The organism is Streptomyces sp. NPDC051921, from assembly GCF_040680975.1.
GTDB lineage: Bacteria > Actinomycetota > Actinomycetes > Streptomycetales > Streptomycetaceae > Streptomyces.
In genome coordinates, this window is record NZ_JBFAXU010000003.1 from 290,415 (window position 1) to 305,187 (window position 14,773).

Annotated in this window: 12 protein-coding genes; 6 read left to right on the forward strand and 6 right to left on the reverse strand. The window is 73.1% G+C overall.

The window, feature by feature from the left end; translation table 11 throughout:
• Nucleotides 1-2 precede the first annotated feature (2 nt).
• Together AB0M16_RS06010 and AB0M16_RS06015 are read left to right on the forward strand one after the other, a co-directional pair.
• Nucleotides 3-875: an SDR family oxidoreductase gene (locus AB0M16_RS06010; protein ID WP_365339223.1), complete on the forward strand. Its 873-nt coding sequence runs from the start codon at nucleotides 3-5 to the stop codon at nucleotides 873-875.
• Between the two features lie 39 nt (nucleotides 876-914).
• The gene (locus tag AB0M16_RS06015; protein WP_365339225.1) at nucleotides 915-1,571 is read left to right on the forward strand and encodes an alpha-ketoglutarate-dependent dioxygenase AlkB; all 657 of its coding nucleotides are present in this window, start codon (nucleotides 915-917) and stop codon (nucleotides 1,569-1,571) included.
• A 4-nt stretch (nucleotides 1,572-1,575) separates the two neighbouring features.
• Here the strand turns inward: AB0M16_RS06015 and AB0M16_RS06020 are convergent, their stop codons facing one another.
• From AB0M16_RS06020 to AB0M16_RS06045, 6 genes are all read right to left on the reverse strand, one after another.
• On the reverse strand, nucleotides 1,576-1,875 hold the full coding sequence (locus tag AB0M16_RS06020; RefSeq protein ID WP_365339227.1) for a hypothetical protein: 300 nt from the start codon (nucleotides 1,873-1,875) through the stop codon (nucleotides 1,576-1,578).
• A 158-nt stretch (nucleotides 1,876-2,033) separates the two neighbouring features.
• Nucleotides 2,034-4,949 carry an NHLP bacteriocin export ABC transporter permease/ATPase subunit gene (locus tag AB0M16_RS06025; protein ID WP_365339485.1) on the reverse strand — a complete coding sequence of 972 codons (2,916 nt, stop codon included), beginning with the start codon at nucleotides 4,947-4,949 and terminating at the stop codon, nucleotides 2,034-2,036.
• Between the two features lie 112 nt (nucleotides 4,950-5,061).
• The gene (locus AB0M16_RS06030; protein ID WP_365339487.1) at nucleotides 5,062-7,224 is read right to left on the reverse strand and encodes an NHLP family bacteriocin export ABC transporter peptidase/permease/ATPase subunit; all 2,163 of its coding nucleotides are present in this window, start codon (nucleotides 7,222-7,224) and stop codon (nucleotides 5,062-5,064) included.
• Between the two features lie 56 nt (nucleotides 7,225-7,280).
• Nucleotides 7,281-8,090, reverse strand: coding sequence for an HlyD family efflux transporter periplasmic adaptor subunit (locus AB0M16_RS06035; protein ID WP_365339229.1), 810 nt, complete (start codon nucleotides 8,088-8,090; stop codon nucleotides 7,281-7,283).
• A gap of 109 nt (nucleotides 8,091-8,199) precedes the next feature.
• Nucleotides 8,200-8,445, reverse strand: coding sequence for a hypothetical protein (locus tag AB0M16_RS06040; RefSeq protein WP_365339231.1), 246 nt, complete (start codon nucleotides 8,443-8,445; stop codon nucleotides 8,200-8,202).
• Between the two features lie 346 nt (nucleotides 8,446-8,791).
• Nucleotides 8,792-9,775: a helix-turn-helix transcriptional regulator gene (locus AB0M16_RS06045; RefSeq protein ID WP_365339233.1), complete on the reverse strand. Its 984-nt coding sequence runs from the start codon at nucleotides 9,773-9,775 to the stop codon at nucleotides 8,792-8,794.
• Between the two features lie 141 nt (nucleotides 9,776-9,916).
• Here AB0M16_RS06045 and AB0M16_RS06050 point away from each other — a divergent pair, with 141 nt between their 5' ends.
• The 4 genes from AB0M16_RS06050 to AB0M16_RS06065 all read left to right on the forward strand — a co-directional run bounded on the left by AB0M16_RS06050 (nucleotide 9,917) and on the right by AB0M16_RS06065 (nucleotide 14,749).
• On the forward strand, nucleotides 9,917-11,326 hold the full coding sequence (locus tag AB0M16_RS06050; RefSeq protein WP_365339235.1) for an aminopeptidase P family protein: 1,410 nt from the start codon (nucleotides 9,917-9,919) through the stop codon (nucleotides 11,324-11,326).
• Nucleotides 11,327-11,532: 206 nt separating this feature from the next.
• Complete coding sequence (locus AB0M16_RS06055; RefSeq protein WP_365339237.1) at nucleotides 11,533-12,624, forward strand: substrate-binding domain-containing protein; 1,092 nt, start codon at nucleotides 11,533-11,535, stop codon at nucleotides 12,622-12,624.
• A 41-nt stretch (nucleotides 12,625-12,665) separates the two neighbouring features.
• Entirely contained in the window at nucleotides 12,666-13,466 is an 801-nt protein-coding gene (locus tag AB0M16_RS06060; protein ID WP_365339239.1) for an ATP-binding cassette domain-containing protein, read from the forward strand.
• Nucleotides 13,463-14,749 (forward strand): sugar ABC transporter permease, encoded by a 1,287-nt coding sequence (locus AB0M16_RS06065; protein ID WP_365339241.1) that lies wholly within the window; start codon nucleotides 13,463-13,465, stop codon nucleotides 14,747-14,749. Before AB0M16_RS06060 ends, AB0M16_RS06065 begins: the two co-directional genes overlap by 4 nt.
• Nucleotides 14,750-14,773: the final 24 nt, after the last annotated feature.

Here is a 14,773-nt window from a genome sequence, read left to right on the forward strand (position 1 = left end):
GCATGAGCGCACTCCTCGCCGTCGCCGGCGCCACCGGCCGGATCGGCCGCCGCGTCACCGGCCGCCTCGTCGACGCGGGGGCCCCGGTGCGCGCGCTCGGGCGCGACCCGGAGAAGCTGGCGGCGCTGCCGGCCGACGACACGAGGACGGCGTCCTACGACGACGCGGACGCCATGCGGGCCGCCCTCGACGGTGTGGACGCGCTCTTCCTCGTCTCCGCGCACGAGGGGCCGGGCCGGGTCAGGACCCATGCCACCGCCGTGGACGCCGCCGTCGCCGCCGGGGTGCGGCGGATCGTCTACCTCTCGTACCTCAATGCCGCGCCCCACGCGACCTTCACGTTCGCCCGCGACCACTGGCACACCGAGCAGCACATCCGTTCCACCGGCGTGGCCTTCACCTTCCTGCGCGACAGCACCTACCAGGCCGATCTTGCCGCGATGGCGTCACCCGAGGGCGTGCTGCGCGGCCCGGCCGGGGACGGCCGGGTGGGGGCCGTCACCCACGACGACGTCGCCGACTCGGCGGCGGCGGTGCTGCTCGCCCCGGGCCACGAGCACGACGGCGCCACGTACGACATGACCGGCCCGGAGGCGCTGAGCTTCGCCGAGGTCGCCGCCGCGCTGAGCAGGGCGACCGGGCGCACGGTCACCTACGTCCCCGAGACGCGCGACCAGGCCTACGCCTCGCGCGCCCGCTACGAGGCGCCCGACTGGCAGGTGGAGGGCTGGGTGACCTCGTACGAGGCGGTGGCCGTCGGCGAGATGGACGACGTGTCCGACGACGTCCGCACCCTCACCGGCCACCCGCCGCAGTCCTTCGACGACTTCCTGGCCGCCCATCCCCGGAGCCACCGGCACCTGCTGCCGCACTGATTAGCGCACATGTTCGAATGGCGAGGTAGGCTGGTCGTCATGACAGCGGCACGACCCGGCATCCCGGACCTCCCCGGCCTCCAGGGGTCCCTCTTCGACCAGGGAACCGACATCGGCCCCGGCTCCCTGGAGGGCGTCCGGCGCACGGAGCTGGGCGACGGCGCCTGGGTCGACCACCTGCCCGGCTGGCTGCACGGCGCCGACGCGCTGTTCCAGGAGCTCGTCACGGGCGTGCCCTGGCAGGCAGAGGAGCGCCGGATGTACGACAACGTCGTCGCCGTCCCCCGCCTCCTCGCGTACTACCGCGAGGGCGCCCCGCTCCCGCACCCCGCGCTCGTCGAGGCCCGCGACGCGCTCGGCACCCACTACGCCGGCGAGCTCGGCGAGCCCTTCGTCACGGCCGGCCTCTGCCTCTACCGCGACGGGCGCGACAGCGTCGCCTGGCACGGCGACCGCACCGGCCGCTCCGCCACCCAGGACACGATGGTCGCGATCCTCGCCCTCGGAGACCCCCGCGACCTCGCCCTCCGCCCGCGCGGCGGCGGCCCGGTCGCCCTTCGCCTGCCCTCGGGCCACGGCGACCTCCTGGTCATGGGCGGCTCCTGCCAACGCACCTGGGAACACGCCGTCCCCAAGACCACCCGCGCCGTAGGCCCCCGCATCAGCGTCCAGTTCCGCACGCGGGGGGTGGGCTGAGCCCCTACGCGTCCCGGAAGCCGCGGAAGGTCCCGCCGTCGTCGTCGGCGGCGTCGGCGAACTCGGCGAAATCCATGTTGGCGATGCTGAGGTTCGCCGACACGTCGGCGAACCACCGCACCGGCACCCGGAACGTCCGCCCCGGGTCGTCCGCCAGATCCACGGCGAGCAGGGGGTACGAGGGGTCGGCGAGGGCGGCGGTGTCCGCGAGGAACAGGTGGAACACCCGCTCGTCCTCCCCGGCGGCGCGGTCCACCGCGGCCAGCCCCGGCACCTCCACCTCCGCGAAGCGCGCGTCGCTCACGCAGGTCGCGTGCGGATGGCTGTCCAGCGCGTCGAGCGCCGCACGCAGCGGCCCAGGCCTGGTCGTCGGCGAAGTCGGTGCGCAGGACGAGGGACGTGAGGTCGTCGGGCTGGGGAAGAGTCATGCCGATGATCGTCTCATCGGCGGCCGCGGTGCCGTCACCGCAGTTGGCGCCGTACCAGTTCGTGGAACAGGCCGTCCGGGTCGGCGAGGAGTGCGGCAGGGGGGCCCTGCTGGACGACGCGCCCGTCCGCCATCGCGATCACGCGGTCCGCGTCCATGATCGTGGAGAGGCGGTGGGCGATGACGACGCGGGTCGCGCGGAGGGCTCGGGTGGACTCGATGACCACGCGCTGGGCCTCGTTGTCGAGGGCGCTCGTGGCCTCGTCGAGGAAGAGGACACGCGGCTTGCGGATGAGGGCGCGGGCGATCATCAGACGCTGGCGCTGGCCGCCGGAGACGGTGCCGCCGCCGTCCGAGAGCATCGTGTGCAGCCCCATCGGCATGGCCTGGACGTCCTCGGCGAGGCCGGCGAGCGCGAGGGCCTCCGCGACCTCCTCCAGGGTGAAGTCCTCGGCGCCGCGCACGCAGTCGAGGATCGAGCCGGACAGCGGCTGGGCGTTCTGCAGGACGACCCCGCACTGGCGTCGGACGGCCGCCTGGTCGAGGGCGGCGAGGTCCTGCCCGTCGTACAGCACGCTGCCCTCCGTCGGCCGGTCGAAGCCGATGAGCAGCCGCAGCAGCGTCGACTTGCCGCAGCCGCTGGCCCCGACGATCGCGACGAACTCCCCGGGCGCCACCCGCAGATCGACGCCGTCGAGGACGAGCGGCCCGTCCTCCGCGTAGCGGTACGACAGCTGCCTGGCCTCGAGCGCGCCGGTCAGCACGCCGGGTCGGGCCGCGCCGTCGCGCACCTCGGGCGCCGCGCTCAGGATCGGCTCGACCTGCTCGAAGACGGGCAGGACCGCCGCCACCGACAGCAGGGCGCCGGTCAGCTGGGTGACCGAGGACAGCAGCATCGTCAGGGCGGTGCTGAAGGTGAGGAACCCGGCCGCGGACATGCTGCCGCGGGCCGGGCCGGCCAGGAGCACGAACATCACCAGGGTGCACAGCGGCAGGCACACCGCGCTCAGCACGGCGAGCGTGTTCTGGATCCGCCCCACCCGCTGCTGGAGCACCCGGGTCCGGGCGAACTCCCGCGCCCAGGCGGCGTACGCGAAGCTCTCGGCCGCCGCCACGCGCAGCTTGGGCAGCCCGCGCAGGGTCTGGTACGCCTGGTTGTCGAGGCGGTTGCCGAGCTCGATCAGGCGCCGCTGGTAGCGCAGCTGCCACAGCCCGAGACCCAGGAACACCGCGCCCACGACGAGCAGCATCGCGAAGGCCACGAGCGCCAGCGGCACGCTGTGCACGAGCAGCAGGACCAGGTTCATCACGCCGACCGTGACCGCCTGCAGGCAGACCGGCGCGACGCCCGACAGCATCCGCCGGACCGCGCTGATGCCCATGGCCGCGTTGGCCAGTTCGCCCGTCGACCTGCCCGTGAAGAACGTCGCCGGGAGGCGGAGCAGGCGGTCCCAGACGGCCGGCTGCAAGGTGGCCTCGATCCGACCCTCCATGCGCAGCAGCGCGACGTTCTGCAGCAGCAGGAACGCGGCGCCGACCACGGCGGCCGCGACCAGCGCGAGCGCGGTCCGCACGATCAGGTCGTTCTCCGCGGCCGGCACGAACTCGCCGAGGATCCGGCCCGTGGCCACGGGCACCGTCGCCCCCAGGACGACGGAGACGAGACCGCCGAGCAGCAGGTCGCGCAGCTCCGGGCGGTTGCCCCGCACACAGAACCGCACCAGTCGCGGCAGACTCAGCCGGCCCTCGGGCAGCGGGCGGTAGAACATCACGGCCCGCGATGCGAAGTCGCCCTCGTTCCGGCCGTCGATCCGCTCCCGCCGGCCTCCCGGTTCGACCGCCACGTACCCGCCGCGCCGCCACAGCAGCGCCACCGGCGTCCCGTCCTCCTCGCGCCGGCCCACCAGCGGGCCGCAGTTCTCGCGCCACCAGCGTCCCCGCAACCCGACCGTCCGGGTGCGCAGGCGCGAGGCGAGCGCGATGCCCTCGACAGGGTCGGTCCGGTCGTCGGCGCCCGGCCCGACCGTCGCGGACAGGGCGATCCGGGCGTCGCCCGCGACCAGCCGGCACACGGCGAGCGTCGCGTCGGCGCCGCCGCCCCGCCGGGCGCCCCGGCCGGCCCGCCCGATCGCGTCGAGCAGCGCGCGGTCCGCCTCGCTGCCGGCCGCCCGGCCCGCCGCGAGCCCCGCGGCCGTCCGGTCCTCGTGGGCGCGCTCGCGCTCCTCGATCCAGTGGTCGAGGGCGTACAGCAGCCGGTACTGCTGCTCGACCATGCCCTGCCACATCGTCGCGTCGACCAGCAGGGTCCCCGCCGCCTGCGCCTCGTAGGCGGCGCCGTAGCGCACGCTGCCGGGCGCGATCGCCATCCACACGACGTCGTCGTCGGTCCCGTGCGGCGAGGCGCCGGCAGCCCCGCCGAGCGGGGCCTCGTACAGCACGCGGAGGCCGCGCCCGATGCCGAGCGCGAAGGCGCTCTCCAGTGGGCTCAGGGCGGCCGGCGCGGCGGCGTCCGGCCCGTACCACTGGCCCCCGTACCACTGGCCGCCCGCCCCCTGTCCGTCGGTCCACTGCCCGTCGGTCCACTGCCCGGTCCGCCAGGTGTCGGTCCGCCAGGTGTCCGCCTGCCAGGCGTCGGCGGGCCGATGGCCCGGGTGCCCCGGCTGCTCGTACGCCGACGGGTGCAGCTCCCTCAGCTCCACGCGGCGCAGCAGGCACTCCCGGGAGGGTCGGCCCACCAGGGTGTGGTGGGGGCCCGCGGCGGGGCCGAGGAGGAGCGCGCCCGCCTCGGCGCGGCCGAGGAAGTGCCAGGCGCCGCGCCGGCCGGCGTCGACGGCGAACAGGTCGAGGGCGCCGTGCACGACGAGCCACAGCACGGACGGCCCTTCCAGGGACAGGCTGCGCAGGCCGGAGCCGTCGATTCCGGTGCCGAGCCCGCCGAGCGCGGCGACCACGGGGTCGTGCGGGTCGGCCCGGTCCTGCGGGACGGCCGGGTCGTACGTGCCGGGCCGGACGTCGGCGTCGGCCGGGACCGGGGGAGTCGTGGCGGGGTGCGGGGTCGTCACCTCAGTGCTCCTTGACCAGCTCGGCGTACGGGCCGCCCGCCGCCACCAGGTGCTCGTGGCGGCCGCGTTCGACGACCGTGCCCCGGTCGAGGACCAGGATCTCGTCGCTGTCGCGGACGGTGCTCAGCCGGTGCGCGATGACCACGCACGCGCAGCCGCGCCGCCGCAGGTTGTCGATGACCTCCCGCTCGGTGACCGCGTCCAGCGCGCTGGTCACCTCGTCGAGGACGAGCACGCTGGGGTCGCGGACCAGCGCCCGGGCGAGCTCGAGCCGCTGGCGCTGGCCCCCGGAGAAGTTCCGGCCGTCCTGCTCGACCCGGCTGTGGATGCCACCGGGGCGCCGGGAGACGACGTCCAGGACGGCGGCGTCGGCGAGCGCGGCGACGACCGCCTCGTCGGGCACCGAGGGGTCCCACAGGGCGATGTTGTCCCGGACGGTGCCCTCGAAGAGGAACACGTCCTGGTCGACGAAGGACACGGACGCGGCGAGCGCCCCGCGCGGGATGTCCTCCACGCGCATCCCGTCGACGCGTACGGCGCCCTCCCAGGGCGCGTACAGGCCCGCGATCAGCCGGGAGACGGTGGACTTGCCGCTGCCGGAGCCGCCGACCAGGGCGACCTGCTGCCCGGGACCGACCGCGAGCGAGAACTCCTTGAGCAGCGGCGCGTCGAGCGGGCTGTAGCCGAAGGTGACGTGGTCGAGCTCCACATGACCGGTGAGCCGGCGGGCCCCGCCGGGGTCGCGCCGGGTGTGGACCGGGTCGACGGGGAAGTTCTCGACGTCCTTGAGCCGGGTGACGTCGGCGGCGAAGTCCTGGATCCGGCCGGCGACGCCGTTGAGCCGCGTGATGGGCGCGGTGAAGCCGGTGACGAGGGCCTGGAATGCGACGAGCAGACCGACCGTCAGATGCCCCTCGACCGCCCGCAGTCCGCCGATCATGAGGATGAGCGCGCTGTTGAGCGCCGCGAGCGTGGGGGCGACGACCGCGAGCCACGCGCTCGGTACGCCGAGCCGCTGCTGCACGTCGAGGGTGACCGCGTGCTGCCCCGACCAGCGGCGGAAGAAGCCGCTCTCGCCGCCGGTGGCCTTGATGTTCTCGATGAGCTGCAGACCGCTGTACGAGGTGTTGGTCAACCGGGCGCTCTCGGCGCGCAGTTTGCGGGTGCCGGTGGCCCGGACGTGGATCGTGATCCGCATGGCGACGACGTTGAGCAGCGCGACGCCGATGCCGACGACGGTCAGCTGCGGGTCGTACGTCCACAGCAGCACCGCGTACAGCAGCACCACGACCGCGTCCACACCGGCCGCCGACAGGTCGCGCGCCAGGGTCTCGGCGACCGCGTCGTTGGACCGCAGCCGCTGGACCAGGTCGGCCGGGCTGCGCTGCGCGTAGAAGGCGACGGGCAGCCGGAGCAGATGCCGCAGGAAGCGGGCGCCGCCCAGGGTCGAGGAGACGATGCGTCCGCGCAGCAGGTTGGCCTGCTGGAGGGCGGTGAGCGCCGCCGTGAGCACCAGCGCGGTCGCCATCGCCGCGAACAGCGTGCCCAGCAGCGAGGACCGCCCGCCGATGAGGAACATGTCGATGTACGTCCGGCTGAGCGCGGGCACCCAGGCACCGACGGCCACCAGCAGGAGGCTCGACAGCACGGCCGCCGCCATCGTGCCCGACGTGCCGCGCAGCCGGCCCGGCACGGCGCCCAGGACGCCGGGTCTGCGGCCGCCGCGCCGGAAGGCGGGGCCCGGTTCGAAGACCAGCACGATGCCGGTGAAGGCCGGGTCGAACTCCTCCATGGGCACGAACCGACGGCCCTTGCCGGGGTCGTTGATCCACACGCCCCGGCGGCCGAGGCGCCGGCCCATCCCGTCGTAGACGACGTAGTGGTTGAACTCCCAGAACAGCACGGCCGGGGCGGCGACCTCGGCGAGTGCCGCCAGGTCCATCTGCATGCCCTTGGCCTGTAGCCCGTAACTCCGCGCCGCCTTCAGCAGGTTGCTCGCGCGCGAGCCGTCCCGCGAGACGCCGCACGCGATGCGCAGCTCCTCCAGCGGCACGAAGCGGCCGTAGTGCGCGAGCACCATGGCGAGGGCGGCGGCGCCGCACTCGACCGCCTCCATCTGCAGCACGGTGGGGGTGCGTACGGTCCGTGGCCTGCGGCGCGGGATCGAGCGGCCGCGGGGGGCCGGGCGGGGCCGGGTGCGGGAGGTCTTCTTGCGCGGGTTCACGGGAGCAGCCAGTCGACGGGGCGTTGCGAGGAGAGGTGGACGGAGCCGGAGACGGTGGTGCCGGAGTCGACGGCGTACGGGGGGCCGTCCGCGGACGACCACGCGTAGCCGGACGCGGTGGCGGTGGAGCGCTTCAGGGACACCAGGACCTCCACCGGGCTGCCCTGCCGGGTGAACTCGGCCGCGAGCCCGTCGTCACCGAGGAAGCCGCCGATCTGCGCGCGTGTCCGGGGGGCGCTGCCCACCGCCGTGACCCGGCCGCGCAGCACCCCGTACCGGTCGCGCGCGACGGACCGGACGCTCAGGTCGACGGAGGCCCCCACCCGGATCGAGGAGGCGTCGCCGCCGGCCGGCACGTACAGGACGGCGACCAGCGGGTCCTCGGGGCCGGTGACGCGTTCGACGGTCGCCACGTCGGCGCCGGTCGTCACGACGGTGCCCGTGCGGGCGAACAGCGCGGTCACCCGGCCGGCGGCCACGGCGCGTACGGGACGGTCGCCCTGCTCGGTGCGGACCACGAGGAGCGGCTGCCCGGCGGAGACCGCCCTGCCCTCGGCGACGAGCACCTCGGTCACCTGTCCGGCGACCGGGGTCTGCAGCAGATAGCGGCCCTCGGGATGGGTGAGGATGCCGGGCGCGCTCAGTTCCGAGGTCACCGTGCCGGTGAACGCCCAGAAGGCGGCGACGGCCGTCACGAGGACGGTCACGGCCAGCACGAGGCGCCCCTGCGGGCGCGCGAAGCGCACCGGAAGATCGAGTTCTTCGGGCGATTGCAGCTTGGAAAGCGCCTTTTGGCGAAACTGCATGAACCAATTCCTTCGACTGCATTTCCCGCGCTCCGGCGGCCGGGCGTCCGGGAAGGGGGTGTGAACCCCGGGGCGGGGAAGGCCCCGGGGTTCACGACCGCGGGGTCGCTCAGAGGCCGGCGACGCCGAGGCCGGCGTTCACCTGCACGCCGGTGATGCCCTGGGCCAGGCCGGGGACGCCGCTCACGAGGCCCTCGACGTTCGCCACGGTCTGCAGGGAGCCGACGGCGCCGAGGACGGTGTTGACGTCGCCCGACACGGCGCCGACGAGGCCGCCGTTGACGCTGATGACACCGCCGGACACGGCGTCCAGCTCGGCGTCGTCGATCACACGGGTCTCGAGGTCGTTACGCATGAAGCGCACCTTTCATCTCAGTGGGGGGAATCCGAATTACCGCGGCGCCGCAGATCAAAGCATGCGAACGGGTAACCGAGCCAATTGCGTTGACGCCTATTCAGCGCCGTTCGTGGACCCCGGACGACCCCGCGTGCAGCTAGATTCACCGAATGGCGACAGCTTCTCCGCAGAACGGAGTAACAGATTCCGCAGGCCGTGGAGCCCCACGGGAGGAAACGGGCGCACTCCGGCAGAAGGGCACCCGCACCGCACCGGCCCGCGAAGCCGTCGAGGAGACCCGGTCCGCATCACGCACACAATGTGCAAGTTTCCGGCAGGCGCCGTCGGGGTCTCCCCGAAGGGTTCACAGCCATCCGGAGCGCTGTGCCTGCAGCGCCATCTGGAAGCGGTTCGCGGCGCCGAGACGCGCCATCAGGATCTGCAGACGCCGGAACAGGGTGCGGCGGCTGACCCCGAGTTCGCGGGCGATGACCTCGTCGCCCGCGCCCCCGGCGAGCAGCCGCAGCAGCCGCCGGTCGGCCGGTGAGAGCCCGGCCGGGCGGGTGGTGCGGCCGTGGAACGGAAGGGCGTTGTTCCAGGACTGTTCGAACAGCGCCACGAGCGCCGAGAGCAGCCCGCACGGCTGCACCACCAGCATCGTGTTCACCACGTCCGCCTCCTGGATCGACAGCGACACCAGCGCGTACGCGTCATCGATGATCAGCAGCTTCACCGGCACCGACGGCAGCACCCGCGCCTGCTCGCCCGCCTCGATGCACGGCTCGATGACGTCCTTCAGGTGCCCGGGGTGCTCCAGCGACTCCCGGGAGTACACGACCCGCTGGGTGACCCCGCGCGCGAGCGTCGCCAGGGCGTCCTCGGTGGCGCCGACCAGCGGCACGTACGGCGGCGACTCGAACTGCCGGATCTGCTCGCGCGCGCTGGCCCACGCGTGCCGCATCCGACGCCCGATCGCCTCCCCGGTCACGACCTCCACGAGACCGTCGTTGTACGCCGCGAGCCGGTGCCGGCGGAAGGACTCGAAGGCGCCGCCGACGGCGATCCGCGACTCCTCCAGCTCCGCCGCCCGGTGCCTCGCCAGGATCTCCAGGCCGGCCGCCGGCGGCACCGGGGCCACCACGTCCCCGTCCCCGTCCGCCGCGCTGGCCAGACCGGCGTCCACCAGCTCCCCGTACGCCGCCGCGAGCGCGGCGCCGGACACCCCCGCCGCTTCGCCGATCGAGCCGAGCGGGGCGGGCGCCCCGTCGAGCAGCGCCAGGTAGACCCGGCCGGCGGCCCCCTCGATGCCCAGGAGCCGCAGGGCCTCGCCCAGTCTCTCGTTCGTCATACGCCCATTGTCGGCGCCGTCCGGCCGGCCGGTGTCCGATCAGTGCCACTGACACTCCCCGGCACCCGGCGCCCGGATCCGGGGCTAGCGTCCCTGCCGACGCAACGGGAACCGACCCGGACGAACACGAAGGGGCACGACGTGGCCAAGGGCCGAAAGAACGGTCTGTACGCAGGGATCTCCGACGAGCTGTCCGCGCTCATGCGCACCGGCTGGGCGGACACCGAACGGCACGACCTCACGCTCGACGAGCAGGCCCCCTACGCGGCCCGCCGCCGCGCCGCGCTCTCCGCGCGCTTCCCCGGCGAGCGCCTGGTGATCCCCTCCGGGAACCTCAAGACGCGCTCCAACGACGACACCTACCCGTTCCGGCCCTACTCCGGCTACGTGCACCTCACCGGCGACCAGGCCCGGGACTGCGCCCTCGTCCTCGAACCCCGCGCGGACGGCGGCCACGACGCCCACTGCTACCAGCTGCCCCGCGACAGCCGCGACGACGACGAGTTCTGGAGCGGCTACCACGCCGAGCTGTGGATGGGCCGGCGCCGCTCCCTCGCCGAGTCGGAGCGCGTCCTCGGACTGCCCTGCCGCGACGTCCGCACCGCGGCCCAGGACCTCGCCGCCTCCACCGTGCCCACCCGCATCGTCCGCGGCGTCGACCCGGCCCTGGAGGCCGCGGTGCGCACCGACGAGGAGCGCGACGCCGACCTCGAGGAGGCGCTGAGCGAGCTGCGGCTCGTCAAGGACGCCTGGGAGATCGGCGAGCTGCGCAAGGCCGTCGACTCCACCGTGCGCGGCTTCACCGACGCCGTCGCCGAGCTCTCCCGCGCCGTCGACACCTCCGAGCGCTGGATCGAGGGCACCTTCTTCCGGCGCGCACGTCTGGAGGGCAACTCCGTCGGCTACGGCTCGATCTGTGCCGCCGGCGACCACGCCACGATCATGCACTGGACGGACAACGACGGTCCCGTGCGCCCCGGGGACCTGCTCCTCTTCGACGCCGGCGTCGAGACCAACAGCCTCTACACCGCCGACGTCACGCGCACCCTCCCCATCAGCGGCACCTTCACGCCGGTGCAGCGCAAGGTCTACGACGCGGTGTACGAGGCCCAGGAGGCCGGCATGGCCGCCGTGAAGCCCGGCGCCGCCTACCGCGACTTCCACGAGGCCGCCCAGCGCCACCTCGCGGCCCGGCTCGTCGAGTGGGGCTTCATCCAGGGCCCCGCCGAGCGCGCCTACGAACTCGGCCTCCAGCGCCGCTTCACCATGGCCGGGACCGGCCACATGCTCGGCCTCGACGTCCACGACTGCGCGCAGGCCCGCAACGAGGAGTACGTCGACGGCGCCCTGGAGCCCGGCATGGTGCTCACCGTCGAGCCCGGCCTGTACTTCCAGCCGGACGACCTCACCGTCCCCGAGGAGTGGCGCGGCATCGGCGTCCGCATCGAGGACGACCTGCTCGTCACCGAGGACGGCCACGAGAACCTGTCCGCCGGACTGCCCCGGTCCGCCGACGAGGTCGAGGCCTGGATGGCCCGCCACGCCGGCTGACCGGGCCCGTGCCCGCGGCGCCGCGCCCACGGGGGGTGCGGCGCCGCGCCGGTCGCCGCCCGGTCCGCGAATGGACCGTCGCGGGGGCTGGGGCTAGTGTCGATACATAGGCCATAGGTGCGCCGACGCTCCCGCGGTCAGGCCGTTTTTCGCACGCCTCCTAGCCCCGCGGTGGAGGGCTCGAGGGCGCGCGGAAGGAGCCTGCCATGACCCGTACAGTGCGCGCGGCGATCGCCGTCGCGGGAACTGCGATCCTGTCCCTGAGCGTGGTGGCCACCAGCGGCGTCGCCCAGTCGGCGTCGGACTCGGACCAGCGTCAGGACATCAAGATCGGGCTGCTGCTCCCCGAGAGCAAGACCACGCGGTACGAGAAGTTCGACAAGCCCTACATCGAGCAGAAGATCCAGGAGCTGGCGCCCGGCGCCCAGGTCGACTACTACAACGCCGCCGAGAGCGCGACCACGCAGCAACAGCAGGTCAACACCGCGCTCGCGAAGGGCGACAAGGTGCTCATCCTGGACGCGGTGGACTCCAAGTCGATCCAGTCCTCGGTGGAGAAGGCCAACAAGGCCGGCGTGAAGGTCGTCGCCTACGACCGACTCGCCCAGGGCCCGGTCGACTCCTACGTCTCGTACGACAACCGCAAGGTCGGCGAACTGCAGGGCAAGGCGCTCCTCGACGCGCTGGGCGGCAAGGCCAAGTCCGGCGTGATCGTCATGCACAACGGCTCGCCCACCGACCCGAACGCCGCCGACTTCAAGGCCGGCGCGCACTCCGTACTCGACGGCAAGGTGCAGATCGGCAAGGAGTACGACACCCCCAACTGGGACCCGAACAACGCCAACCAGCAGATGTCCGGAGCCATCAGCGCGCTCGGCAAGGACAAGATCGTCGGCGTCTACTCCGCCAACGACGGCCTCGCCGCCGGCATCTCCACCGCCCTCAAGGCGGCGGGCATGAACGTGCCGCTGACCGGGCAGGACGCCCAACTGGACGCCATCCAGCGGATCCTGATCGGTGATCAGACCATCACCATCATGAAGCCGTACAAGCCCGAGGCCGACATCGCCGCCACGATGGCCGTCACTTTCGCCGAGGGCAAGCCGCTCCCGAAGGACCTCGCCCCCCTCACCGTCACCAACGGCAGCGGCAACAAGGTGCCGGCCAACCTGCTGACCCCGATCGTGGTCGACAAGACCAACATCGGTGACACCGTCGTCAAGGACGGTCTCTACACGGTCGACGAGATCTGCACGCCGACCTACGAGGCCGCGTGCAAGCAGGCCGGTCTGGAGTAACCGCCCGGCAACGGGCCTGGCAGGGGTCGGAGGCGGTTGCGGTGCCGGAAGCACCTGTGCTGACGCTACGGGGGATCTCCAAACGGTTCGGCGCGGTCCAGGCCCTGTCGGACGTCGACCTGGAGGTCCACGCCGGAGAGGTCGTCGCCCTGGTCGGCGACAACGGAGCCGGCAAGTCGACCGCCGTCAAGGCGATCGCCGGGGTGAACCCGCCCGACGAGGGCGTCATCGAGTGGCAGGGCAGGCCGGTCTCCATCAACCGGCCCCACGACGCCCAGAACCTCGGCATCGCCACCGTCTACCAGGACCTCGCGCTCTGCGACAACCTCGACGTGGTCGGCAATCTCTTCCTCGGCCGCGAGCTGCGCCGCTTCGGCGTGCTCGACGAGGTCCGCATGGAGCAGCGCTCCCGCGAGCTCCTGGAGACCCTGTCCATCCGCATCCCCAGCGTCCGCATCCCGGTCGCGTCCCTGTCCGGCGGCCAGCGCCAGACGGTGGCCATCGCCCGCTCCCTGATCGGCGACCCCAAGGTCGTCATCCTGGACGAGCCCACCGCCGCGCTGGGCGTCGAGCAGACCGCCGAGGTCCTCGACCTCGTCGAGCGGCTCCGCGAGCACGGCCTCGGGACCATCCTCATCAGTCACAACATGGTGGACGTGATGGCCGTCGCGGACACCATCGCGGTGCTGCGGCTCGGTCGCAACAACGGTGTCTTCGACAAGCGCGCCACCAGCACCGAGGAGATCATCTCCGCCATCACCGGGGCCACCGAGAGCGCCGTGACCCGGCGTCAGGCCCGCATCCGCGAAGAGCGGCAGGCTCGCGGGGAGGAGCAGCCATGAGACGCGACCGGAAACCCGGCGGGCCCGGTGGCGCCACCGGCCAGGAACCCGCGCCCGAGGCCGTACCCGCCGTCGACAGCCGGCTGATCGTCCGCGAGGAGGGATTCCGCGGATACCTGGGCGAGTTCAAGCGCAAGCTGCGCAGCGGTGAGCTGGGCTCGCTGCCCGTCGTCGTCGCGATCGTCATCATCTGGACCGTCTTCGGCAGCCTCGACAGCACCTTCCTCTCCGCCCAGAACCTCTCCGACCTCAGCCAGCAGATCGTCGGCACCGGCATGATCGCCGTCGGCATCGTCTTCGTCCTGCTGCTCGGCGAGATCGACCTCTCCGTCGGCTCCGTCAGCGGCCTGTGCGCGGCCGTCTTCGCCGTGCTCAACGTCCTCAACGGCATGAACGAATGGCTGGCGCTGCTGGTCGCCGTCGCCGGGGGAGCGGCCGTCGGCCTCATCCAGGGCTTCTTCTTCGCCAAGGTCGGCGTGCCCGCCTTCGTCGTCACCCTGGCCGGCAACCTCTTCTGGAACGGCCTCATGCTCCAGGTGCTCGGCAGCTCCGGCACCGTCAACATCCCCAGCGAGAGCATCGTCTCCAAGCTCTACTCGACCATCTTCCACAGCCCGGCCACGGCCTACGTCGCGGCCGCCGTGGGCGTCGGACTCTTCCTGCTCGCCTCGCTCCAGGACGCCAGGCGCCGGCAGGCGGCGCACGTGCCGTTCCGGCCGGTCGCCGAGATCGTGCTGCGCACGGTCGTCATCGGGGCCATCGCCTTCGCCACGGCGTACATCCTCAACCAGTACCAGGGCCTGCCGCTCGCCCTGCTGATCTTCCTGATCCTGCTGGTCGTCCTCGACTTCGTGCTGCGCCGCACCCGGTACGGCCGGCAGATCTTCGCGGTCGGCGGCAACATCGAGGGCGCCCGCCGGGCCGGTATCAGTGTGGCCTTCGTGCGCATGAGCGTCTTCACCATCGCCGGCACCATGGCCGCGGTCGGCGGCATCTTCCTCGCCGGCCAGATCCAGTCGGCCAGCCAGACCTCCGGCGGCGGCAACCTCCTGATGAACGTCATCGCCGCAGCCGTCATCGGCGGCACCAGCCTGTTCGGCGGCCGCGGCTCGGTCTGGTCCGCCCTGCTCGGCGCCCTCGTGATCGGCTCCATCCAGTCCGGGATGAACATCATGGGCGTCAGCAACGCCGTCCAGTTCATGATCACCGGTGCGGTGCTGCTCGCCGCGGTGGTCGTCGACTCCCTGTCCCGCCGCAGCCAGAAGGCCGCGGGGCGCGCCTGATCCCGCTCGGAGGCGCGACCCGCG